This is a genomic window from Synechococcus sp. Lug-A (assembly GCF_024345655.1).
In the GTDB taxonomy this organism is placed as follows: Bacteria; Cyanobacteriota; Cyanobacteriia; order PCC-6307; family Cyanobiaceae; genus MW101C3.
In genome coordinates, this window is sequence record NZ_JAGQBN010000027.1 from 1 (window position 1) to 21,754 (window position 21,754).

Annotated in this window: 32 protein-coding genes and 1 pseudogene; 8 read left to right on the forward strand and 25 right to left on the reverse strand. The window is 61.6% G+C overall.

Going from position 1 to position 21,754, the window contains the following annotated elements; translation table 11 throughout:
- A partial coding sequence (locus tag KBY86_RS14590; protein ID WP_255141657.1) for a lytic transglycosylase domain-containing protein occupies window positions 1-1,259 on the forward strand: 1,259 nt, incomplete at its 5' end.
- Window positions 1,260-1,295: 36 nt separating this feature from the next.
- Here the strand turns inward: KBY86_RS14590 and KBY86_RS14595 are convergent.
- Both KBY86_RS14595 and KBY86_RS14600 read right to left on the reverse strand, forming a co-directional pair.
- Entirely contained in the window at window positions 1,296-1,832 is a 537-nt protein-coding gene (locus KBY86_RS14595; protein WP_255141658.1) for a hypothetical protein, read from the reverse strand.
- 28 nt (window positions 1,833-1,860) lie between these two features.
- Window positions 1,861-2,274, reverse strand: coding sequence for an NIL domain-containing protein (locus tag KBY86_RS14600; RefSeq protein ID WP_094513552.1), 414 nt, complete (start codon window positions 2,272-2,274; stop codon window positions 1,861-1,863).
- A 104-nt stretch (window positions 2,275-2,378) separates the two neighbouring features.
- Between KBY86_RS14600 and KBY86_RS14605 the strand changes: the two genes are divergently transcribed.
- On the forward strand, window positions 2,379-2,945 hold the full coding sequence (locus KBY86_RS14605; protein ID WP_255141659.1) for a thioredoxin domain-containing protein: 567 nt from the start codon (window positions 2,379-2,381) through the stop codon (window positions 2,943-2,945).
- A 30-nt stretch (window positions 2,946-2,975) separates the two neighbouring features.
- Complete coding sequence (gene thyX / locus KBY86_RS14610) at window positions 2,976-3,701, forward strand: FAD-dependent thymidylate synthase (protein WP_255141660.1); 726 nt, start codon at window positions 2,976-2,978, stop codon at window positions 3,699-3,701.
- A 128-nt stretch (window positions 3,702-3,829) separates the two neighbouring features.
- Here thyX and KBY86_RS14615 read toward each other — a convergent pair whose 3' ends face one another.
- From KBY86_RS14615 to KBY86_RS14675, 13 genes are all read right to left on the reverse strand, one after another.
- Entirely contained in the window at window positions 3,830-4,174 is a 345-nt protein-coding gene (locus tag KBY86_RS14615; RefSeq protein ID WP_255141661.1) for an addiction module antidote protein, read from the reverse strand.
- Window positions 4,171-4,473, reverse strand: coding sequence for a type II toxin-antitoxin system RelE/ParE family toxin (locus KBY86_RS14620; RefSeq protein ID WP_255141662.1), 303 nt, complete (start codon window positions 4,471-4,473; stop codon window positions 4,171-4,173). The genes KBY86_RS14615 and KBY86_RS14620 overlap by 4 nt, the downstream gene beginning before the upstream one ends.
- 469 nt (window positions 4,474-4,942) lie before the next feature.
- Window positions 4,943-5,443, reverse strand: a complete 501-nt coding sequence (locus KBY86_RS14625) for a GNAT family N-acetyltransferase (RefSeq protein ID WP_255141663.1) — start codon at window positions 5,441-5,443, stop codon at window positions 4,943-4,945.
- Between the two features lie 90 nt (window positions 5,444-5,533).
- Complete coding sequence (locus KBY86_RS14630; RefSeq protein WP_255141665.1) at window positions 5,534-5,929, reverse strand: nuclear transport factor 2 family protein; 396 nt, start codon at window positions 5,927-5,929, stop codon at window positions 5,534-5,536.
- Window positions 5,926-6,189 carry a 4-oxalocrotonate tautomerase family protein gene (locus KBY86_RS14635; RefSeq protein WP_255141666.1) on the reverse strand — a complete coding sequence of 88 codons (264 nt, stop codon included), beginning with the start codon at window positions 6,187-6,189 and terminating at the stop codon, window positions 5,926-5,928. Before KBY86_RS14635 ends, KBY86_RS14630 begins: the two co-directional genes overlap by 4 nt.
- A gap of 39 nt (window positions 6,190-6,228) precedes the next feature.
- Window positions 6,229-7,236: a pyridoxal-dependent decarboxylase gene (locus KBY86_RS14640; RefSeq protein WP_255141667.1), complete on the reverse strand. Its 1,008-nt coding sequence runs from the start codon at window positions 7,234-7,236 to the stop codon at window positions 6,229-6,231.
- Window positions 7,237-7,442: 206 nt separating this feature from the next.
- Window positions 7,443-8,111, reverse strand: coding sequence for a uridine kinase (locus KBY86_RS14645; protein ID WP_255141668.1), 669 nt, complete (start codon window positions 8,109-8,111; stop codon window positions 7,443-7,445).
- Window positions 8,112-8,220: 109 nt separating this feature from the next.
- Window positions 8,221-8,406, reverse strand: coding sequence for a helix-hairpin-helix domain-containing protein (locus KBY86_RS14650; protein ID WP_255141669.1), 186 nt, complete (start codon window positions 8,404-8,406; stop codon window positions 8,221-8,223).
- A gap of 116 nt (window positions 8,407-8,522) precedes the next feature.
- Window positions 8,523-8,891, reverse strand: a complete 369-nt coding sequence (locus KBY86_RS14655) for a VOC family protein (RefSeq protein WP_255141670.1) — start codon at window positions 8,889-8,891, stop codon at window positions 8,523-8,525.
- A 158-nt stretch (window positions 8,892-9,049) separates the two neighbouring features.
- Window positions 9,050-9,478 carry a hypothetical protein gene (locus KBY86_RS14660; protein ID WP_255141671.1) on the reverse strand — a complete coding sequence of 143 codons (429 nt, stop codon included), beginning with the start codon at window positions 9,476-9,478 and terminating at the stop codon, window positions 9,050-9,052.
- Window positions 9,479-9,594: 116 nt separating this feature from the next.
- Window positions 9,595-10,680, reverse strand: a complete 1,086-nt coding sequence (locus KBY86_RS14665) for a hypothetical protein (RefSeq protein ID WP_255141672.1) — start codon at window positions 10,678-10,680, stop codon at window positions 9,595-9,597.
- Between the two features lie 116 nt (window positions 10,681-10,796).
- Window positions 10,797-11,888: a hypothetical protein gene (locus KBY86_RS14670; RefSeq protein WP_255141674.1), complete on the reverse strand. Its 1,092-nt coding sequence runs from the start codon at window positions 11,886-11,888 to the stop codon at window positions 10,797-10,799.
- A gap of 82 nt (window positions 11,889-11,970) precedes the next feature.
- Window positions 11,971-12,591 (reverse strand): FMN-dependent NADH-azoreductase, encoded by a 621-nt coding sequence (locus KBY86_RS14675; RefSeq protein ID WP_255141675.1) that lies wholly within the window; start codon window positions 12,589-12,591, stop codon window positions 11,971-11,973.
- Window positions 12,592-12,686: 95 nt separating this feature from the next.
- On the opposite strand from KBY86_RS14675, the gene KBY86_RS14680 reads away from it, so the two are divergent.
- On the forward strand, window positions 12,687-13,019 hold the full coding sequence (locus tag KBY86_RS14680) for a helix-turn-helix domain-containing protein (protein WP_255141676.1): 333 nt from the start codon (window positions 12,687-12,689) through the stop codon (window positions 13,017-13,019).
- A 135-nt stretch (window positions 13,020-13,154) separates the two neighbouring features.
- On the opposite strand, the gene KBY86_RS14685 is transcribed toward KBY86_RS14680, so the two are convergent.
- The 5 genes from KBY86_RS14685 to KBY86_RS14705 form a co-directional block, all read right to left on the reverse strand.
- The gene (locus tag KBY86_RS14685; protein WP_255141677.1) at window positions 13,155-13,712 is read right to left on the reverse strand and encodes a hypothetical protein; all 558 of its coding nucleotides are present in this window, start codon (window positions 13,710-13,712) and stop codon (window positions 13,155-13,157) included.
- A gap of 108 nt (window positions 13,713-13,820) precedes the next feature.
- Complete coding sequence (locus tag KBY86_RS14690; protein WP_255141678.1) at window positions 13,821-14,276, reverse strand: GNAT family N-acetyltransferase; 456 nt, start codon at window positions 14,274-14,276, stop codon at window positions 13,821-13,823.
- Between the two features lie 68 nt (window positions 14,277-14,344).
- A complete protein-coding gene (locus tag KBY86_RS14695; RefSeq protein ID WP_255141679.1) occupies window positions 14,345-14,959 on the reverse strand; it encodes a hypothetical protein in 615 nt (204 codons plus the stop codon).
- Window positions 14,960-15,350: 391 nt separating this feature from the next.
- A complete protein-coding gene (dcd, locus tag KBY86_RS14700) occupies window positions 15,351-15,944 on the reverse strand; it encodes a dCTP deaminase (protein ID WP_094513575.1) in 594 nt (197 codons plus the stop codon).
- Window positions 15,945-15,948: 4 nt separating this feature from the next.
- Window positions 15,949-16,629 carry a cob(I)yrinic acid a,c-diamide adenosyltransferase gene (locus KBY86_RS14705; protein WP_315855873.1) on the reverse strand — a complete coding sequence of 227 codons (681 nt, stop codon included), beginning with the start codon at window positions 16,627-16,629 and terminating at the stop codon, window positions 15,949-15,951.
- Between the two features lie 219 nt (window positions 16,630-16,848).
- Here KBY86_RS14705 and ntcA point away from each other — a divergent pair, with 219 nt between their 5' ends.
- The 3 genes from ntcA to KBY86_RS14720 are packed head-to-tail and all read left to right on the forward strand — an operon-like array spanning window position 16,849 to window position 19,354.
- Window positions 16,849-17,577 (forward strand): global nitrogen regulator NtcA, encoded by a 729-nt coding sequence (gene ntcA, locus KBY86_RS14710; RefSeq protein WP_094513583.1) that lies wholly within the window; start codon window positions 16,849-16,851, stop codon window positions 17,575-17,577.
- A gap of 38 nt (window positions 17,578-17,615) precedes the next feature.
- Entirely contained in the window at window positions 17,616-18,851 is a 1,236-nt protein-coding gene (locus KBY86_RS14715) for a DUF3084 domain-containing protein (protein ID WP_094513586.1), read from the forward strand.
- The gene (locus KBY86_RS14720; RefSeq protein ID WP_255141680.1) at window positions 18,848-19,354 is read left to right on the forward strand and encodes a resolvase; all 507 of its coding nucleotides are present in this window, start codon (window positions 18,848-18,850) and stop codon (window positions 19,352-19,354) included. The genes KBY86_RS14715 and KBY86_RS14720 overlap by 4 nt, the downstream gene beginning before the upstream one ends.
- Here KBY86_RS14720 and KBY86_RS14725 read toward each other — a convergent pair.
- The 4 genes from KBY86_RS14725 to psbH all read right to left on the reverse strand — a co-directional run bounded on the left by KBY86_RS14725 (window position 19,351) and on the right by psbH (window position 21,056).
- Window positions 19,351-19,608, reverse strand: coding sequence for a DUF3146 family protein (locus KBY86_RS14725; RefSeq protein WP_094513590.1), 258 nt, complete (start codon window positions 19,606-19,608; stop codon window positions 19,351-19,353). The genes KBY86_RS14720 and KBY86_RS14725 overlap by 4 nt on opposite strands.
- Window positions 19,609-19,706: 98 nt before the next feature.
- Window positions 19,707-20,348 carry an aminoacyl-tRNA hydrolase gene (gene pth / locus KBY86_RS14730; protein ID WP_094513593.1) on the reverse strand — a complete coding sequence of 214 codons (642 nt, stop codon included), beginning with the start codon at window positions 20,346-20,348 and terminating at the stop codon, window positions 19,707-19,709.
- Window positions 20,349-20,401: 53 nt separating this feature from the next.
- Window positions 20,402-20,752 carry a TatA/E family twin arginine-targeting protein translocase gene (locus KBY86_RS14735; protein WP_255141681.1) on the reverse strand — a complete coding sequence of 117 codons (351 nt, stop codon included), beginning with the start codon at window positions 20,750-20,752 and terminating at the stop codon, window positions 20,402-20,404.
- A gap of 103 nt (window positions 20,753-20,855) precedes the next feature.
- On the reverse strand, window positions 20,856-21,056 hold the full coding sequence (gene psbH / locus KBY86_RS14740) for a photosystem II reaction center phosphoprotein PsbH (RefSeq protein WP_071800830.1): 201 nt from the start codon (window positions 21,054-21,056) through the stop codon (window positions 20,856-20,858).
- Window positions 21,057-21,178: 122 nt separating this feature from the next.
- On the opposite strand from psbH, the gene psbN reads away from it, so the two are divergent.
- Window positions 21,179-21,322, forward strand: a complete 144-nt coding sequence (psbN, locus tag KBY86_RS14745) for a photosystem II reaction center protein PsbN (protein WP_233133062.1) — start codon at window positions 21,179-21,181, stop codon at window positions 21,320-21,322.
- Here psbN and KBY86_RS14750 read toward each other — a convergent pair.
- Window positions 21,310-21,754 (reverse strand): annotated as a pseudogene (locus KBY86_RS14750) (alpha-mannosidase); the annotation flags it as partial. The gene psbN and the pseudogene KBY86_RS14750 sit on opposite strands and share 13 nt — an antisense overlap.

The following is a 21,754-nucleotide window of genomic DNA, read 5'->3' on the forward strand; positions in this document are numbered from 1 at the left end:
GGCTGCTGGCCCTGGCCAGCCGCTGGCCGAAGGCACCGCAAGCGCTGGAGGCCGCCCGCCTGCTGAGCGGCAACGACAGCCCGACGACCCTGGCGCGCCTGGCACGGTTGCCACAGGCGTTGCAGCAGAGCGCGCCGGTGGCAGCCCGCCGCGCCGCCACCAGCGGCAGGGGCTGGCAGCAGGTGCTGGGCCGCTGGCCCACCGATCCCGCCAGCTGGGAGCTGCAGTGGGAGCTGGCGCGCGAGGCCCTGCTGAAGCGCCGCTGGGCGGCGGCGGCGGTGCTGCTCTCGGCGCTGGAGCCGCATCAGTTGCCCAGCCCGCTGGCGGCACGGCAACTGTTCTGGCTGGGCTACGCGCAGCAGGAACTGGGCGAGCAGGCGGCCGCACGCCGCTCCTGGAGCCAGCTGCTGGAGCGCAACCCCTGGGGCTACTACGGCTGGCGGGCACGGGTGCGGCTGGGGCTGGATGCCCCGCTCGCCCTGCGCAGCAACGGCAGCAGCGAGGACACCATGCCGCCCGCCCCCCCGTGGCAGCCGCTGCGCAGCGGCAACGGCAACCTCAACCGCCTGTGGCGGCTGGACCAGCCGCTGGAGAGCTGGGAGCGCTGGCGCACGGCGCGCCGCAACCAGCCGCCCCAGCAGCCGGCGGACCTCACGGTGGAGGGCCGCCTGCGCCAGGGCGTGGGCGACGACTGGACGAGCCTGGGGCAGCTGGAACTGGCCAGCCTGCGCTGGGTGGGCGCCAGCTGCCGCGCCAGCCTGCCGCTGGAGCAGGCGCTGCATCCGTTGCGTTTCGGCGCGATCTTCGGGGCGGCGGCCACGGCGGAGCGGCTCGACCCTGCCCTGCTGCTGGGGGTGGCGAAGCAGGAATCGCGCTTCACGCCGGGGGTGCGCTCGCCGGTCGGCGCCGTGGGGCTGCTGCAGCTGATGCCGGCCACGGCGGCGGAGCTGGCCGGGGCGCCGGTGTCGGATGAACAGCTGCGCCAACCGGAGGTGAACGTGCCGCTGGGGGCCCGCTACCTGAACCAGCGGCTGCGCCAGTGGAGCGGCAACCCCTTCCTCACAGCCGCCAGCTACAACGCCGGCCAGGGCTCCGTGGGCTCCTGGCTGGAGGAACCGCCCGACCCCAGCCTCTCGCTCAGCCGCGAGCCGGAACTGTGGGTGGAGGCGATCCCGTTCCCCGAAACCCGCCTCTACGTGAAGAAGGTGCTGGGCAACGTGTGGAGCTACCAGGCGCTGGCGCAACAGCAAGGCTGCTGAGCATCCACCGCAAGGCCGCAGCCTCGATCAGCCCACTCACACCTGCAGCGGCCGCCAGATCCCCTCGAGGAACAGCCAGCGCCCCAGGCCGATGCCCACCAGCACGTAGAGGCTGAGCACCAGGGCCAGCTGCGGCGGCGGGGGCACCACCCGGATGCGGGCAAGGTCGAGGCGGGCCAGGAACACCGAGGAGCCCAGGATCATCACCTCGGCCACCAGGCGGCCCAGATCGATCATGTAGATGGCGAGCACGCTCACCACCAGCAGCGAGAACACCAGCGTGAACACCTTGCTGGCGTTCATCAGCCGCGACACCTGGGCCAGCAGGTAGCCGGGCATGGTGCAGAGCACCACCACCATCAGCGAGTGAAGGCACTCCACCGACCAGAACAGCTGCTGGTGGCGCGGCAGGGCGAGGAGTGACACTGCTTCGTGCGGGTAGACCAGCACCCACTGCATGCCGAGGTAGGCGCTCACCGCCAGCAGCACCACCAGGAACGGAGCGCGCACGGGCAGCAGCGTGAGCCGCAGCAGGGCCCGCACCGGGCCGTTACGCGGTTGGGCCTTCACCATGGCCGGCGCAGACGGGGGGCAGGCGAAGTCATCGGGGCTCCAGCACCAGCGCGATCGCTTCGAGCGGACAGCTGGGGATGCACTGTTCGCAGACCAGGCAGCGTTGGGCATCGAAGCTAAGCCGCCAATCGGGTGGCGCACTGCTAAGGGCGCCACTGGGGCAGACACTGGAGCAGATGCCGCAGTCGACGCAGCGGGCCGGGTCGATGCGGATCTCCCCGGGGGCGCGATCGAGCGAGAGGCCAAGGCTTTCCAGCCACAGCTCGGCGGCGTCGAGCTCGTCGATGTCGCCGGAGAGCTCCACCACCATGGTGCCGCTCTGGTTGGGGGCCACCTGGGCGCGCAGGATCTTGGCGGCGATGTCGAAATCCACCGCCAGGCGGTAGGTGATCGGCTGATGCACCGCCTGGCGCGGGAAGTGAAGGGTGAGGCGGCGCTTCAACGGAGGGGTGGGCGCTGCGAAACCCCATGCTGACGCAGGCGGCCCCGGCCTGCAGCGCGTAGCTGCCAGAGTGCCCCAGCCCGAGGCGAGCCATCCACGCCCCGATGACCGAACCGCCCATCGACCCCATTTCCTCACCACCACTGGGGCGCCGCGAACGCATGGTGCTGGCCGGCCTGGCCGCCCTGCTGGCACTGGTGCTGTTCTTCGCGCGCGGCTGGCTGCAACCACAGGCGCCGCTGGAGCAGCTGGCGCGGCGGTCGCTGGAGCTGCCGGTGGCGTTGGCGAATGGACGTCCCACGATCCTGGAGTTCTACGCCGACTGGTGTGAGTCGTGCCGAACGATGGCGCCGGCGATGGAGGCGGTGGAAAGCCAGAACCGCGGGAAGCTGAATGTGGTGCTGCTGAATGTGGACAACCCGCGCTGGGGCCCGGAGCTCGATCGTTATGAGGTGAACGGCATCCCGCAGCTGGAGCTGTTCAACCGCAAGGGCCAACCGATCGGCCGCTCGCTGGGCCTGCGCAGCCCGGCGGAACTGGCCGCGATCACGATCGCCCTGCTCGACGACAAACCGTTGCCACGCCTGGCCGGCGTCGGCAAGAGCAGTGGACTGGAGCAGGGACCGCAAAGCAGCGACCCCGCCGCCGTCGGCCCGCGCAGCCACGGCTGACGACACACCCACCCCTCACCGAGCCCGCCCATGGATCCCCGCTTCCGGGTTGAGCTGATCGCCGCCACCCCGAACCCGCAGCAGTGCGTGTATGCCGGCATGCATCAGGACTACAGCGAGGGCTTCGTGGCCGCCGACCGCGCCGACTGGCCGGATGAAACCAAGGCTGGTGAGATCTGCGTGAAGCGCCTACTGGCCGGCGAACGCGGCCACTACGGCCCGCTCGAGCACGCCCAGATTGTGCTGAACGTGGGCTGGTTCCCCCACTCGGTGATGCAACAGGCGCGCACCCATCGTGTTGGCGTGAGCTTCGATGTGCAGTCGATGAGATATACGGGCGACCGAATTCGCAAGGCCGCTAATAATGAAGTAGGCCTGGAAGAAGTGTTCTATCTACGGCCCGTGGGCGCCTATAGCGACCGCCAAGGCAAGAAATACATCTACGACGAAACGCAGCGGGCCATTGATCTGGAGCTCTGCCGTGCTGCAGCGGCGCGTTACCGCGATCTGCTGGATGCCGGCTATGCGGAAGAGCACGCCCGCGGCATCCTGCCGTTCGACTACCGCCAGCACTTCGTGGTGAGCTTCACCCTGCGAGCCTTTCTGCACTTCCTCGATCTACGCGCCAAGCTCGATGCTCAGCAGGAGATCCGTGAGCTCTGCGATCTGATGTGGCCCCATCTGCAGGGCTGGGTGCCGCAGTTTGCGGAGTGGTATGAGAAGAGCCGGCTGCACAAGGCGCGGCTGGCGCCTTGAGCGAGGAGGCGTTAAGCCTGGGCCGCGCCAATCGTTGAAGGCGAGAGAGGGAGATCGAGCAACGCTTCCGCCAGGTGTCAGTCAAGGTCGTTCTGGCACCAGAAATCAACGTGTTCTGGTCTGCCGATTCAAGGGGTTTGTTCACCGCCTTGGTGAATGGCCTGAGCATGGAATCGCAACCCAAGAGCTTTGGCAACCTTTAGCACTGTGGCAAAGCTTGGATTTCCTTCGGAGCTGAGTGCCCGATACAAACTTTCTCGGCTAAGGCCAGCATCCTTTGCCACTTGTGACATGCCCTTTGCTCGGGCAATATCGCCCAAAGCTCGGGCAATGCCCGCGACATCCTCAGGCGCTTCTTCAAGCCAAGCATCTAGGTAAGCAGCAATTTCTTCTGGCGTTCTCAGATGCTCAGCCACGTCATAGGGAGTGAGCCGGGCTGCTTGCGAATGGGAAGTTGGTTGCGCTTGGGTCATTGAAAGTAGCTCTGAAACTGTCGGTTCAACTCAAGAGCCTTAGCGATGTCTTGCGGCTGGGTTGCTTTGCTGCCTCCAGCGAGAAGCAATAGAAGCCGATCACCCCGGATGGAGTAGTAAACCCTGTAGCCAGGGCCCAGATCAATCTTCAATTCAGCAACACCCTCCGTGAGATTTCGGGATGCGCCGGGATTGCCATGAATGAGGCGATCCACGCGCATGAGCACGCGCGCTCTTCCAGATTGATCCTTGAGGCCGTCAATCCACGCTTGGTAGGCATCGGTTTTGGCGACCCTCATCTCGCCACTGTAGCCCCTGAGCTACGGATCGTGGGCGGATGCTTCGCCCGCGTGGCTTGGCCACCATTGGCCAAGATTTAGCCGCAGAGACACCTTGGACCGGATGTGGCTCTGTGGTGGCGGATCAAGCGTATGGCGATGACTTATAGAAACCGCTCGACCCTTTCAAGCTCTTGAGAGGTGACCTGAACCAACCCTGTGAGCTCGATCCCTAGCGGCCCCACCCAAGTGCCCCATGACCAGTGTTTGCTGATGCAGCATAGAAGTGATCGACCCAGCCCAAAGTTAAAAGCATTGGCCTCTTACAGATGACAAGAACACTTTTCTCAACGATTTCTAAACCCATGTGATACCTCCAAAGTCATGTCCAATTCATTGAACCGTGATGGTCCACTCGCGTGAAGCCAATACTTAGGAGATACACTGCAAGTGGCTCCGCCGCTAGTCGGTGCGGCCTGCAAGGTGGGCATCACCGGTGGCTATCAGGATAATCCAGATCCTTCGTGAAGATCACGCGGTCTTCACCCTCCCCGTCGTAGCCCACAGCGACGGGAACGCCCTCAACCTTGTGGTCGGAGTCAAGGAGAGAGAAGCCAAGGCGGCGATGGAAGGCAATCGAGGTGCGATTGACCGGAGCTGTGACGCATCGAGCAGTGCGACAGCCAAGCGAGGCGGCCGTGGCAAAGAAATGCTCATAGAGGCGGCGCCCTAACCCCTCTCCACGACGTGCGGGATGCACGCCAATGAAGTGGATGTAGGCCTGGTCGGGGAAGGTCTGCGAAACGAACCCGATGAGGAACCCAACGATCTGACCATCCGCTACGGCGGTGAAGCTGGTGGAGCGGAAGTGGACGAAGAAGAGCTTGGGGAGCATGGCGGCCATGGGCCGACCACCCCACCATTCATCAACGATCGAGATGATCGGCTGATAGTCGTCCTGCTCTACGTGTCTGATGACGACGTCGGTCATCGCCTCCTCCTTAGCAAACATCATGACCAACGTCAAAGCTCAGCAGCGCCCATGCGTGGCGCGGCTGCATCGCTTTATTCGGCTCTGTCTTCATACAGGGGCGTGGACAGTGAAATGAAAGACCTTGGCGATGATCTGCCAGCGCCCCTCCACGCGAATCAAAGACAGGAGATCAATGAAGTGCTTAGGAACAATCGAGCATCGCAGCTTTGCAACGGCTGTAACTGGCCCGGCAAATTCAATCGACAGGATTTGATCAGTTCGGTGCTCTCCGCGGGAGGCGGGAGATGGTCTGCTGTCGACGATTTCAAAATACTCATTCATCCGCAGGATGAGTGGATCTTCTTCGGATGCCGTGGCATACACTGCTTCAGGGTGAAACACGCGACGCAAACGTTGCGTGTCACCATGATAAAGCCCATCGAAGTAGTCTTGCATAAGAGCAGCGACTTCACCATAGGCCGCCGCGTGAGGAGTCGTCGTCATGTTGCCTCTTCTTTGGCTCGGCGGCGGAGTGTCGTCACAGACTCACCGCCGACACCCCAATTATCAGTATCCACTTCCTCGATCACCACGAAGGTCGTAGCTGGATCTTTATTCAGGACTCGCACCAAAAGCTCAGTGGCACCACGGATGAGCTCTGCCTTCTGCTCGGCTGTTGCACCTTCGCGTGTGATCTGAATGTGAACGTATGGCATGGTTGCTCGAGGCTTTAAATGGAAGTCTGTCGGTGCATTTCTGCCCAACGTGGTACGTGTGAGCTGTGCGCCTGCTCGAAGCGCCTGTTAGACATTAGCCCGACTTGCTGCGAGAACACTCTCGATCACAAGATCCACGTCTACTGAAGGGTTCGCCGCCACCGACCGAGCCCAAGTCTCACCCTCAAGAACACACGTCGACAACATGCCTGCGGGAGCGGCCTGGATGAAGGCGTCGCTCTGTCGGTTCGTTGGACGAAACACATTGATCGCTGATTGCGGCCGGTTCCAGAGCTCCAGGTGATCGCTTGACTCGATCGCATCCGCCAGCGCGTCAGCCACCTCCATCAAGCGATCAAGTCGCTGCGCAAGACCTTCGCGCCCCCAGGCGAGCAGGGTCGCGAGCAGCGGAATGGCCGCAGCAGATCGCGAGCCCTGTACCCCGATATTGGGCTTGGCAAGATAGCCGCCGCCGAAGCTGATTGCCGCATTCGCGGCCTCGAGATCGCGGAATAGTACGAGTGCCGAATCCTTTGGCTGGAACAACCACTTGTGCGCCGATACCGCCACGGAGTCAGCGCCATCGAGCCCGTCGAGCTTGCCGGCGTGAGCGTGGCTGAGTCGTAGTGGGCCTGCCCACGCCGCGTCGACATGCGTCCATTTCGCGGTGCCGACCAGATCGAGAGGGTCGATCGCACCCGTCGAGGTCGTGCCAGCGGTCAGCACCAGGCAGGCGTCGCTCAGGTCAGGCAGTTGCTCGCGATCCAGCCGCCCTAGCGCGTCAACAGGGACCTTCACGAACGCGAGCCCGAGCAGTCGGGCGGCCTTCTCGACGCTGAGGTGCGCGGCATCAGACGCCACGACGGTCTTCACGCCTGCAGCGTCTCTCGCCGCCCAGAGTCCAGTGAGATTGGCAATCGTTGAACCGGAGCAGAAATGGCCGCCCTGCATGCCGAAGTACGGCGTCAGCCAAGCCAGGACAAGCGCCTCTGCCTGGGTGGCAAAGGGCGATGTCACCTCATGGAGCAAGTTCTGGTTGAGGCTGGCGTCCCACAAGGCCATCGCCCACGTGATCCACGGCGTGGGCGGGTCCATGTGAGCGAACGAGCTGGATGAGCCGAGCCGGGCAGCCTCTCCAAGGACGCGTCCGGACATCATTTCAAGAACCCGAGCCTCACCGACCCCGGTCTCTGGCAGCCCAGGTGGCAGGTCGCCCGTAAGACCATACGGTGACATGAGCAGTTCGAGGGCTCGTCTGAGTCCGTCGCCTGCCACAAAGCTTGGGTCGGGCGTGTGCATTCTCAGCCGGCCCATCGACTCTGCGCACCATCGGCACTGAGCCGGGGATCGTTGCTGATGATCGCCGTGGCGGCCGCTCTGGGATCATCCCGTGCGATATGAATGTCCTGCGCGGGGAAGTAAAGCGTTCGGTACGCACGGGCTGTGTCGTCTGGAGACAGGCCATCCTGACTTCGTGAGACAGCGCGTTCCAACGCCGTCTCGAAGGTGCAGTCGATCCAGAATGATCTGTCGTAGTGAGATTGCAGAGCACGTTTCAGGAGATAAATCCCCTCCAGCAGGATCACTTCGATCCGCTCGAACTCATAAAGGTGCCGCCTGTATGCGGTTGCAGTTTCCTCCGCGTAGTTAACCTCAACGCGCAACGAGCGGCGATCGCGAAGCGGAAGGACAAGCTGGGTGAACATGTCGTCGAAGCGTATCGCGTTGAGGTAGAAGTGTTCAGCGGGGTTGGAGGCAGCAAAGCGTCTACTGGGAAGGTTCAACCACGCGTCCGCATTGATCGTCGCCACCCGAATGCCATGTGTTCGGAGGATCTTCGCGATCCGTGCCGTGACATAGCCCTTGCCACAACCGTCGATTCCGGTGATTGCCACCATGGTGCTTCGACAAACGGGCGTTGCCCCCCTCGCGTCGAGGATCGAAACCACGGTGCTGTCCAGGTCGTTCATGAGCTGCGTGATTCGCCTGGCTAACGTTTGAGCTGCCGCTTTAGCGAATAGTTAGGCACTACTGCCTCGACTTTGCCAGTGCGACAGCCGATTGGATTGCGGCCCGAGCCTATGGACTGTTCTTCCAGCAGCTCGAACCAACCAACGCCGCCGCTGACGAAACGATCTCGCCGACATCTGCCACAGCGAGCTCGGCCAACGAACTGAACCCAAGTTGCTCAAGCCGCTGAACGATCGTCGGTCCGATGCCCTTGACCGAAAGCAACGCCGCACGTTCGTCTTGCGAGAAAGTCATGGCCTGCAGTGCCTAACGCCTGAACTAAGCGGCCACATCAATCGCTTCGCGATTGATGTGGCCGCTTGAGTGAATAGCTATATGGCGACATCTTCGGAGCAAGGAGAAGACAGCGCTCACTCGCTCCTCTGACTTAACGCCACCCTGTTTCCTTCCGAGTCCTCAAACTCTGCAACCCATGTGTCAGGCATAACCTCATTCTTTGCATGGAGCGTTTCTGCTCCTCGCTCGGCTGCACGCGAAATCACAACGTCGATATCAGGGACATGGAAGTAGACAATTACACCTGCCTTCGACGGAATGTAGACATCGCCTTGAGCGAGCGCCACGTCAGCGCCTTTCCCATCACCAAGCGTCGGGAAGTGGGCCATCTCGTACCCATCTACGACGACGCGCTTTAGCTCAACACCAAAGACAAACTCATAGAAATCAACAGCGCGCTCAATGTCGCTAACTGGAATCTCAAGATACCGAACTCCAAACACAGCATTTCCTCCATTTCAAGCCGCACAGCCAAGCAAAGCAGCAACAAGTGAAACAAGCAGTAGTGACTGTACAAGTCTCGCGAAAACAGAATGCATCAGCCTCTCCTAGGAAAGTTAGGGATTGCCGGCCAGCTTGCGGTCCCAGAGGCACATAACGCTCAGCATCTGCTGCGGCGAGGAGCGCCGTCAGCTTCATGCTGTTGTTGGGCGGCATCAATCAAGACGACTTCAACATGTGGATAGCGATCGAGCAACGGTCGAAGGACGAGATCATCCGCCGTGCAGATGATTACCGACTTGACGCTGGCGGGTTGGAACCTCCGAACGAGCTCTGCCGAGAATAGAGCCTGGCCCATCACGTACATCCCAAGGCGCGATGCTTTGGTCTGAACGACTATTACGTCTTGGCCCTTGAGATCCACCTCAGCCGAGCGAGCCACACGATGCGGTCCGTTTGGAAGAATGATGGCGTCTATGAGACGCCGCCCAACGCCAGCCCTCCGGCGGACCGCCAGAAACTCTTTGACCAGTGTGCCGCCAACGGATTTCCAGTAGCGATGAGTCAACGGGGTTTCGTGCTTGCTCATCTTGTGGTGCTAGTCACGTCCGTCCAACGCTTGCCATCACCAGGCCGCATAGTGCTGGTGGCCAATACGGGTAAGTTCAGGGAAGCGGATCTGGTGGATGACAATGTCATACGAGTCTAATCAATCCTCTCAAAACGTGGCTTGGGAGATATGATCCTGGGTGCCATTTGCTTTATATGTAGCCAATCAGGTGCATTGACCCCAACAAGCTTATGACTTGAAACCACTAGGTCTTGTTGAGCCGCATCATTCAAGGCGGATTCAATTTCAAGCACACGAGCGTTTGGATGCTTTTCCAACTGTTCTTGAACTCGCTGTGCCTTGGCCGATGGCTTTGTATAGTAAGGAGGAGCGGCAAGCTTCCCAAGACTGCACATTGCACGAGCTACAGCATGATAGGCATCATTATAGAGCCCCATAAATCCATTCGGATCAGCCAACGAGACAACCCACAACCCGTGCCTTGAATCGTACCGGACGCCTGCTTTATTGCCTGTGGCTGTTGACTCAGGAACTATTCCAATTCTCAAACCAGACCCACCTTCAAGCGCATTATAGTTTGATTTGATTGTAGCTGCAAAGTACCGTGGATCTTCCTTGCTAGACAAGAATAGATCTGTCTTCCAAATCTTCTCAATTCTTTTCGGCAAGAAGACCTCTGATACCTCCCCCATGGCGGCCGTGCATACCCAAGGCCCAAAGCTAAATGGCCTGCCTCTCCCTTCAGGAAGCAAGTAAGCGTTATCGCCGGCCCCTTCAACAACTGCATCTAGAAAACCCAGATACTTAGCCCGTTCATACCCAAACATCAATGACGTGGGAGCAGAGTCCTTGACCTTCCTGCAGGCTCTGCGCAGGGCGTATAGAACTGGATCTATTACATTCGGCTCCATGCCAGAAATTGCTTCATGAACAGCCCACTCAAAACCATCGCCTTTCATGCCCTTGTCCCTTTCCGGCCTTGCAATCTTTGCAAGCTGCCGCATCGAGACATCTTCGATGGGAGTATTTAGATCAGTTAGGTCTTCGTTGGTAACGGAATCGATGAAAGCCCTCAAGACCGAGCGTGCTACTGCGTAGAGCGCACGCCCGTACTCATCGACTGGGGCATTCTGCTCGATAAACGTGACCTGAGGCCGTGGCTGTTGTTTGGCTACCATCGTCAAAGCGTTCGATAAAACTGATTGTACAGAGGCCGCCATCCCAAAGCTCATTCGGGATGGAATGCATGATCCGTATAACGTTCCGCTTGAGCCGCGGCTTGCCTTGGAGCGCAGCGGAAGGGTAAGCCGTCAGATGCCAAACGCTTGTTAGCCTGTTACGCCAAGGTGTACTCTTCAATCTCCTGTCCGTTTGCGTGGTAAATCTTGGAAGTTCTTCCATCAAACTGGACGCGAAAATCCTCCTCTAGCTGCTGCACGCTGCCCATAAAAGCCGCACAAGCTTGCCCGAATGCCAAATTCATCTCCCGCACTAGATGTGCCCCGGATGGAGCCTGCGCGTCAATCAGCCTGCGGCATAGATAGCGGGCAACCAGCACCTGTCTGGCCACAGCGGCAGCGCTAGCCTGCCCAAGATTAGCTTCTAGATTGTATGCAACGTCGCCGTGCCCAAAGTATTTGTGTCTTACGCGCCACACTTGGTGGGCGATGATCTGCAAGTCACGGCTGTCAGGCAGTTGAAGGGCTGCGATATGCTGTTTGGACGGCTCAAGGCTGCCGCGGGGGTCCCGACAAAGTGCCTCGCAGCCTTGATAGAACTGCATGTAGGCAGCATCTAAAAGGCCGGTGACTGCGTCTTCGATCCCGAGCAACTGCATGCCGGTCATATAGTGCCGACGCCCGACAACTAGGTTCGAATCAGTGTGGTCAAGATAGTAATCTAGATCTTCGGCTAGTTTTTGGGATGCTGTGCCTCTTTCCTCAAGCTCGAAAGCCATGCCCCGACCGACGGACCGACGGTTAGCTACCAGCAGCTTTCCTTCGTGGAAAGAGATAAACCGGATTTTCTGACTGGAGAGAGGCGAGTCAGTAGCCAAACCTACCGCTTCTAGGAAGGAATTCAGGGAGCGTAGGAGTCCAGCTAGATCAGCATTGGTGTCGAGGCGATCGTACACCCTGAGGCATAGGTTTCCTTCTTCCGTATGCATTGTTTGACGAACGATATCTGGATTTGCCCGAGCCACTCTGGTGAACTGACGTTGCCGCACCTCGTAGCTCTCGGCGAGATACTCCAGGGTTTGCGGAACCATGAGAGTTCCCACAATTGTGAGCTCGAAGTAACCGTCATATGTTCTACCGTCATAGTAGGTTGAGTTGATCCATACATCCCAGTCACGGTAGCTAAGGGCTGACATCAGGAAACTCCTCAGGGTCGCGCATTCACGATTACTCGAAAGGCTAACGCTCAAGATCAGCGGCGAGCACGAGATGGTCGACTTGAACACTCTACTGATCTCGTCCGCTGGATCTTGATGCTGGGCTGCTCGTCAACTACCAGGATGACAAAAAGCTCTTCACTTCGCCTTTGGCCTTTTCAATACTGCTGCGCCGAGACTCCTCTCCCAAGTCAAGGCCACATGCATGGATAAAGCTGATGTCAGAAACTCCCATGAACTGGAATGCATACCTTAGCCCAGGCTCTTGTGCATCCCATCCGTGGTAGGGCGAGTTTGAGCCATACTCAACGCCGCGAGCGGTGATAAATAGAACCTTTTTTTCTTTTGCAAGCCCTTGGTAGCATCCGTGATCAGATTTAAATGTTCGACCAAAGCGAACAAGATTATCGATGTAGGCTTTAAAACTGGATGGGATTCCGAAATTATACATCGGAACGCTGTATAAACATCTGTCTGCGGCAAGGAACTCGTCTACCAATATGTCGGACAGTTCAAGCACTTGACGCGCCTCCGCAGTCAATGTATCCCTTTGGGTAAAATCTGCAGCAATCCATTCTTCTGTGATGTGAGGTATACACGTATTCCTCAGGTCGCGATAGATAATATGATCGTCAGGATGGTTCTTCTTCCATGCTGCAATGAAGGTGCTGGCAAGTAGTCGCGAGCTGGAATTCTCGCCGCGAGGACTTGAGTCAATGTGCAGTAGCGTTCCCATGGTCTAGCGTTGGGCCTGCTCAGGACAGCGCAAACCTCGCGCCATCCGACGCACAAGTCAATTGGTTTCCATTTGGTAACTACCTACTCCCTCCAATGGTCAAGCAGATGTGCTGCCCGCTTGAATTATTAATTGGCCATATTTCGGCACAGTGGACGATCTACATCTTGTGGATCCTAAGCTCCCGTGGCGAATTGCACTTTGGTGAATTGAAGCGCAAGGTTGATGGAATATCCACAAAGGCACTTGCAGATAGATTGCGCTTGCTGGAATCCATTCAGCTTATCGACCGTCAAGTTGAGCAAGGCACGGTTCCTAAAGTCGCATATAGATTGACTGAGCGTGGGAAACAGCTTTCTGAGGTTCTTGACAGTCTTTATGAATATGCGGTGGAATGGTATGGAAATGAGAATTCATCTCCCCTGTAGGTTTCAGCAGAAGAACTACGTTTCCGCTCTGACTCTGTGGTTTAATGGGGTTAGTTAGCCCAACGCCAAGATCAGAAGCGGGTAAATTCCTTAGCATAGGGAACAACTTGTACTCCCGCCTTCTGCATCTTGATGTTAGGCTCCTGCCATCGCCTTAAGTACTGGCGCGACATCAGCCCAAATAGCATCAGTGCTACTTTCTATGAAACTTATGAGATCCTCTGGTAGACTATTATTATCGAAGGCCTTTTGCAGCGAATAGGCCATTTGCTCAAGAGGGCTATGCTTGTAGCCGAACTGAACAAGCCCGACACCGTACGCTAGAAGAAAGTTGTCGACGCCCAGTCTCTCCCACTGAACGACGTGGACTAGTTCGTGGAAGTGGAGGCTTTCTGAGTTCTGGCCTTGTTGAAGGAAGAACGTATCCTTGTATGTGATCCCTGCAAACGACATCTGCTGGATGGGGGCTAGTTCTGGTAAGCTAAACTGAGCGACCGGGGGGAACGGTACACTCGCAACTGTCACCACTTTTGCACGCTCTAGGAATTCCTGAGAAAAGCTTGCAGATAGGCGCGGAAACCCCAGCGTGCATACTGCCTGAGATTGTGCCGCATGATCATTCAAGAACTCGTCAATCCACCCACTGATGTGCGGCAGTGCTGCATAGAAACGGCGGAAGATATCGTCATTCATCTCGGATCCTCGTTGCACTTCCACGTGAGTCTAACGCCCTGCTCACCTGCCGCAGAGAGCTCCAAGTTTGAGAGAGCCTCTGTAAAGGCGGTCAGGTGCAGCAGGATGTTATGCGGATAACTTGAGGCTGTAAACATAGAAGTCCTGATCGCGAATCCAACCAGCGTGCTCATAGAGACTTTGAGCCGTGCGATTGGTGATTGCAGTTGAAAGGGTCAGCCTTAAGGCTCCGTGATCCTTGGCAAACTCAACAGCTGCCTTAAGAAGCATGGTCGCAATGCCTTGCTTTCGATAACTCTCCATCACATACAGATCATTGAGAATAAATGTCCTTGCCAGTGAAACAGAGGAAAAGGATGGATAGAGCTGGCAAAAGCCAACAGCAGTGTCCGCGGCAATCGCAATGAAGAGCACTGATTCTCCCTTGTTGAAACGCTCTAACAGGAATTGGCTCGCTGCCTCAACATCGCTGTCGCTTCCGTAGAAGACACGATAGGCATCTAGCAGCGGTGCGAGAACCTGCAGATCGGCAAGAACGGCTTGCCTAGCTTGAACTTGATTCATGGCATCAGTATGCCGCATAACGTTGCTATTAACCGGCCTGCCGAAGGCAGGTCCGGTTGAATAGCGGGTTAGGCGTCACTCTTTCCCACAAGCGACTGTGCGCTATTTGTGGGGCCAAGCAACTGAAGCTTGCCACCGAATAAAGTGTCGATCTCCATCTGCACCTTGTAGGAGTCTGCGTGCAATTCACGAAACACTTGTACGGCTTCGGCCTCATTCCTCTCGGCAAGGATAATCGCTTCCCCGAACCTGGCATCTAGTGCTGTGAGCTTGGATGCATATGGGTACGCGCGGGCATGGAGTTCCTTGTCCAACAGCCACAAAACGGCGAGCTGGCCAAACATCTCTGGAAGGAGCTTATGTGCCTCGGTGTCGTACAGCTTTGACATATCAGGACGAACGGTTCCTCGGTTCTTCGCATCCCAGGATAACCAACACATCGAGTGCGCAAGTGATTGAGCAGATACAGCGAGAGCGTAGACGGACTTCCTCCAGTCAGACGCCAATGCAGCATCGGAGGCTACGCGAGCCTTCTCAATTTCTACAGCTCGTGTCGTTTTGGCCAGATTCTGTATCGTCTGCCGCAAATCTTCAGTCGCAGCCCGTACTTCAGCCTTGACCTTCGAGTAGGAGGTAAGGTAACTGGTGAGTCCAGCTATAACGCCCGTAAACAGCGCGAGCAAGATGCTGTTGCTTGAGAACTCCATAGTGGCACTCCGAGGGGTTGCTTTGAGACGCCTAACTTGTTCTTGGATAGTTCCGCAAACCACACCCCATAGGCGTTCCCTTTCTGCAAACCACAGTGACAAGGCTTCCCCAAGCATCCTTCAAGCCTTTTGCTGCAGGGGCTCTGGCCAGTCTGCTGAGATGAACCACTTTGGTTCGCGGGTCAGATAACCACTGTGCGTACTGATACACAGCCGGCTGGCTTCTTCTGATGGGAAGGCTGCTTAACCCACAGACTTTTGAAGCCATGCAAACGCTTCAATCCTCTCAGCTTCTAAGCCCATAAATAGAAAGCAAACACAAGCCACATCAGCCTGCTCCGCAACTCCCCACTCCCCGTAACCAACATCAAACCTTCGCCAACGTCACCCGCTCCGGCTGGTGCTGGTACTTGCCCGCTCGGTCGCTGTAGGTGGTCTGGCAGGGTTCGCCTTCGAAGAACAGCAGCTGACAGATGCCTTCGCTGGCGTAGATACGGCAATCGGCGCCGGAGGAGTTGCTGAATTCCAGGGTGAGGTGGCCTTCCCAGCTGGCTTCAGCGGGGGTGGTGTTCACGATGATGCCGAGGCGCGCATAGGTGCTCTTGCCCAGGCAGATCACGGTGATGTTGGCCGGCACCCGCAGCAGCTCCAGGGCCACCCCCAGTCCGTAGGAATGGGCGGGCAGGATGAAGTAGTCGCCGTCGTCGTCGTGGTGCAGCGGCGCCGGCTCCAGGTTGGCCGGGTTGAACCGCTTCGGGTTCATCACCGTGCCTGGCACATGCCGGAAGATCAGGAACTCCTTGGGTGACAGCCGCAGGTCGTAGCCGTAGGAGGAGCAGCCGTAGCTCAGCACCGGCGCCGTGCGGTTCTCGGCGTCGAGGTGGCGCACCAGCGTGGCCTGGAACGGCTCGAGCATGCCCGCCGCGGCCTGTTCGTTGATCCAGCGGTCGCACTTGAGCATCGGATCAGCAGTTGCGGCGGAGCTGGGTCACCTGGTCGGCCATCGCCAGCAGCGCGGGCGGCATCGATGGCCCCGTGAGGATCACATCGAGATGGGCGGGCCGTTGCTCCAACGTGGCCTCCACCTCCGCCGCCGGCAGGTAGCCCAGCGCGATCGCCAGCCCCAGCTCGTCGAGCACCATCAGATCCACCGCTCCGTCCAGCAGCTGGCGCTGCGTGTAGCCCCACACCTCCAGCACCGCCTCTTGCTCCTGGGCACCGGGCCCCTCGGGCTCCGCGTCGGCCGGTTCAGTCAGGCAGGCGGGCATGGCGGGCCGCAGCCACTGCAGCCGGCCGCACAGCCACAGGCTGCGCTCCAGGCCCTGATCCACGCCGCCCTTGAGGAACTGGCTGATCAGCACCCGGCTGCCCAGCCCCGCGCTGCGCAGCGCCTGGCTGAACACGCCGGAGAAACTGCCGCGAAACGGCGCCGTGTGCACCTGCAGCAGGCCTTCGGTCTGGGCGGGGGGCACCAGGGCCAGCGGGCGCGGTGCCACGGGTGCCGTGGGTGCCACAGCGGCCACGGGCGCAGCCGCTGCCGCGCCATGGGGGCGCCCCGGGCCGTGGGAGCGGGGGCCACCGGCAGGGCCAGCACCAGAAGGCACACCACCAGTGGGCATGGAGGGGTTGAGCAGGCTGGCCGTCATCAACACCCCAGTGGATCGCGAAGCCGAATGTAGCGGCGCCAGGCCCCGAAACACCAATCGCACACCACCCCTAGTGTGTAGCCCTGTACTACTTTGCGGAAATCCCGTCGGCACTGGGATTCTGCAGACGGATGTCCACAGGGAACCGTCCAGTTAGTGTGATCGGCTACATGGAGCACGGAAGTCGATCCGTAGCTTCCAACCACTTGTCCAACCGTCATGGTCGGCGCGATGCGCGGATTCAGCCGCACCAGCACCACCCCCGCGCCCGTCACCAGCGGCTTGGCCTCCTCCGCCAGTGGCTCCAGCACCCTGCTGGACGTCATGCGTGGGCTGAGCGGCTGCACCAGCGAAACGGTGGAGCGCGGCAAAACGATCTTTTTCCCCGGCGACCCGGCCGAGCGCGTCTACCTGCTGCGCCGTGGCGCCGTGCGGCTGTCCCGCGTCTATGAGAGCGGCGAGGAGATCACCGTGGCCCTGCTGCGTGAGAACAGCCTCTTCGGCGTGCTCTCCCTGCTCACCGGCCAGCGCTCCGATCGCTTCTATCACGCCGTCGCCTTCACCCGCGTCGAGCTGGTGGCCGCCCCGGCCAGCTCCGTGCGGCGCGCCATCGAGCAGGACGCCAGCGTGGGCCTGCTGCTGCTCCAGGGCCTCTCCTCCCGCATCCTGCAGACGGAGACCATGATCGAGACCCTCACCCACCGGGACATGTCCTCGCGGCTGGTGAGCTTCCTGCTGGTGCTCTGCCGCGATTTCGGTGTCCCCGGCACCGAGGGCATCACCATCGATCTGCGCCTGTCGCACCAGGCGATCGCCGAAGCGATCGGCTCCACCCGCGTCACCATCACCCGCCTGCTCGGCGACCTGCGTCAGGCCGGCCTCGTGCAGGTGGACCGGAAGAAGATCACCGTGTTCGATCCGGTGGCGCTGGCCAAACGCTTCAGCTGAAGGCCCGCGACCGATACTGGACCCCCTCGCCCTGAATCGTGTCCGGCTGGCTGCTGATCCTGGCCCTGCTGACCCTCGGGGGGGTGCTCGCCACCCTCGGCGATCGCCTCGGCAGCCGCGTCGGCAAGGCCCGGCTCAGCCTCTTCAACCTCCGCCCGCGCAACACCGCGGTGCTGATCACGGTGCTCACCGGCAGCCTGATCAGTGCCGTCTCGCTCGGACTGATGCTGGCCGTCAGCCAGCGGCTGCGCACCGGCCTGTTCGAGCTCGACAGCCTCGAGCAGAAGCTGCGGGACAGCCGCGACGCCGTCCAGCGCAGCGATGCCGCCCTGAAGCGCAGCCTCTCGGCCCAGCGCGACGCCCAGCAGGCCGTGGGCCGGGCCGAACGGGGCCGCCAGCAGGCGCGCCGCCAGCTGGTGGCGGTGGAGCAGCAGGCGGGCCGCCTGCGGCGTGAGCTGCAGCCGCTGCAGAACCAGCAGCAGCAGCTGCTGCGCCAGCGCGATCGGCTCAACAGCGACATCCGCGCCCGCGACCAGGACATCCGCCGCACTGAAGCGGAGCTGGCCCGCGTGAAGGGGCAGATCGCCTCCGGCCAGGCCGAACTCAAAGATCTGGAAACCAAGCTGATCGCCCTGCGCCGCGGCGATGTGGTGATCAGCAGCGGCCAGCCGCTGGCCACCGCCAAGGTGAGCGTCAAGCAGCCGGGCCAGGCCCGTGCCGCCATCGATGCCCTGCTGCGCCAGGCCAATCAGTCGGCCTTTCAGCGGGTGCTGCCGGGGGAACCGGTCAACCGGCCGATCCTGCTGGTGCCCCGTGAAGACATCGCCAAGCTGGAGGCCCTGATCCAGAAAGGTGGCAACTGGGTGGTGAGCATCCTCTCGGCCGCCAACGTGCTGCGCGGCGAGCAGCAGGTGCTCGGCTTCCCCGACCTGCGGCCCAACAAGCAGGTGATCCGCCAAGGCGAAGTGATGGCCACCACGCGGCTGGAAGGCAACGAGATCTCGCCCGAGCAGGTGCGCAACCGGCTCAACCTGCTGCTGGCCGCCTCCTTCGCCAAGGCGCAGCGGCAAGGGTCGCTGGTGGATGGGGTGCAGTTCGATGTGGCCAGCTTCAACCAGCTGGGGCGGGAGCTGAGTGAGCGGCCGGCCGGGCAGGCCGTCAGCCTGGAGGCCGTGGCCGTGCGCGAGGCCGAAACGCCCGATCCGGTGGTGCTGGAGATTCGCCGCCTCGATGGCGGCCCCACCCCCCCCTCCTCGCCGAAGCGCCCCTCATGAGCCCCACGCCGGCGGCCGCCGCGTCACCGCCGCCAGAGCCGCAGCCGCAGCCAAAGGCCCTGCCGCTCCCCGCCCATGGCCCCCTCGCTGCGCTCGATCCGGGCCGCTGCAAGTGCGGCCTGGTGCGCTGCGACCCGGCGCGGCAGCAGGTGCTGGCCGCCCTGATCCTGGAGCCTGAGCAGGCGCTGGCGCAGCTGCGCGCCTGGCAGGCCGAAGGCGCGGTGGCCGGCGTGGTGCTCGGCGATGGCACCGGCAGCCGCCACTGGAGCCAGCGCCTGGCGCCGCTGCTGCCCCTGCAGCTGGTGGATGAGCGCAGCACCACCCTGGAGGCACGGCGGCGCTTCTGGCAGCTGTTCCCGCCACGCGGCTGGCGGCGCCTGTTGCCCGAAGGCCTGCGCCAGCCGCCCCGCCCCTGGGACGATGTCGTCGCCCAGCTGCTGCTCGAACGCCACCTCGGCCATCCGCTGACGCGGCCCCCATCCCTGCCGCCGGCCGCCTTCTAGAAGCGCGCCCGCACCGTGAAGGCGTAGTCACCGCCGGGCTCCAGCTGGTAGTCGGCCTTGAGCAGAAAGCGCAGCAGTGCGTCCTGGATCAGGGCACGACCCAGCGAGGGCTCCACGGTCAGCTCACCGCGATCGAACGCCCAGCGGAAGGTCCAGGCGAAGCCGCCGGCCACCACCTCGCCCTCCAGCAGCTTCTGGGTGAAGCTCTGGTGCAGCACCCGCAGCTGGGCGGTGGTGGCGGGAAGACGGCTCACGGAGGAAGGAAACGCACGGAGTCAGACGGGAGGCGGAGCATCGACAGGCAGATGGAGCCAGACGAAAGCGGGACCAGATGAAGCTGCTGGAAGCAGCCTCAAGCCGTTGTGGGCTGAAAACTGTTCAGACGATTACCGGCCCGTTCATAGCCCAGCCGCTGAATCACCCCCAGCCCCGCCAGCACCTCGTCGAGCACCGCCTCCACGCAGGCCTGCTCGCTGGGCTCGAAGCGGCCCAGCACGTGGGAAATCGTGCGGGCCTTGCGCGTGACCGGGTCATCGGCCGGGGCGCTGATGCCGATGCGCAGGCGGGGAAACTCCTGGCTGCCGAGATGGCTGATCGTGCTGCGCAGGCCGTTGTGGCCGCCGGCACTGCCGGCCAGGCGCAGCCGCAGGCGGCCCAGCGGCAGGTCCATGTCATCGACGAGCACAAGCATCTGGTCAGGACGCAGGCCGAACCAGTCGAGCGTGGCACGGATCGACCGGCCGCTCTCGTTCATGTAGGTGGTGGGCATCAGCAGCCGCAGGCGCTGGGCCCCCTGGCCCACATCCGCCAGCAGGCCCTGCAGGCGCGCATTGGCGCGAAAGCTCACCCGCTCGCGCGCCGCCAGCCGCTCCAGGGCCATGAAGCCCACGTTGTGGCGCGTGCGGGCGTACTTGTCGCCGGGATTGCCCAGGCCCACAACCAGCTGGAGGTCGCCCGTGCGGGCCTCACCGCCCGGCGTGGAAGAGGCGGTCATGGCCGTGGCGGAACGAAGCAGCGGAGCGGAGTGGCAGAAGCGAAGCGTTGAACTCAGGCGGCCGCCGCAGGCGGTTCGCTGGCAGCGGGGGGTTCAGCCGCTGCGGCGGAGCTGGCTGCTGGAACGGGAGAAGCAGCGGTGGTGGCCTGTGCAGGCGCAACAGTCTCAGCGGCGGGGGCGGGAGCCTCTTTGATCGCCACGCTGTTGGCGGTCACCACCGTGTCGGCTTCGGAGTCGATCGCCTTGCGGAACTCCTGCTCGAAGTTGCTGGAGGCCGACTGGAACCCCTTGAGCGTGCGCCCCAGGGTGCGCCCCAGCTCGGGCAAACGCTTCGGGCCGAACACCAGCAGGCCGATGGCCGCGATGACCGCCATTTCCGGCAGCCCGATCCCGAAGATGTTCATGCAGCGGAGCCTGGGTCAGGAACTGAGGCGAAAACAGGCGGCAAAGCGGCAGGCCCGGCAGCCTGTGCCGCCGGACTCTTAGGCCGGAGGATTCAGAGGCAGATCAGCCGAGGCCGTTCCAGTTCACGGTGATGCCGTCGAGCAGCAGCGACTTGTTGTACAGCTGCAGGATCACGAGCAGGAACACCAGGAACAGCACCATGAAGATGCCCATCACCGGCGTGGTGCCCCAACCGGGCACCACCTTGCCGTACTCGGAGTTGAGCGGGCGGAGCAGGTTTCCCAGTGGGGTGCGTTGCGCCATGGCGGGTGAGCCTCTCGGACACATGGATGGGGATCGTTACTGTAAGGGTCGAGGCGGAGACCGGCGCGGTCACTGTCGAGAGTTGTGATCCACCTCCGCCACCCCCAGCAGCCGCCCCTTCCTTGACCGAAACCTCCTCCCCCGCCCTGTCGATCGCGATCACCGTGCTGGTGGCGCTGCTCGCCCTCACCGGCTTCGGGGTCTACCTCGCCTTCGGCCCGCCGTCCAAGGGCCTCACCGATCCGTTCGACGATCACGACGACTGATCCTGAGCGCGCGCCAACCGCCGCACCCGCAGCTGGCGCAGCTCCCAGGGCCTCAGCAGCGGTTCTGCAGGCCCGTCGTCCACGACTCCATCCATCCGCTCCTGAGCGCCACCCTCCACCGGCCCGATCACCTGCCACCCCGCTGACAAACCGAGCGGCTGCCGGCAGGGCGAGAGGTTCTGCACCGTGAGCCGCACCACGCCCGGCTCCGCATCCGGCGCGATCACCACCGGGTCGAGCTGGGCCGAGCCCAGGGCGAGCGCCGCTGCTGGTGGCGTGGCCGCTGGCTCGGCCGCTGGGTGGCACCAGGTGGGGGCGCGAAACGCGCGGGCCGCCGCCGGAACCGCCGCCTGACGCCACCCATCCGCGCAGGGCATCAGCGCGAGCCGCAGGCGCTGCAGGCCGTTGTCGGCGCCGGGATCGGGCCAGGTG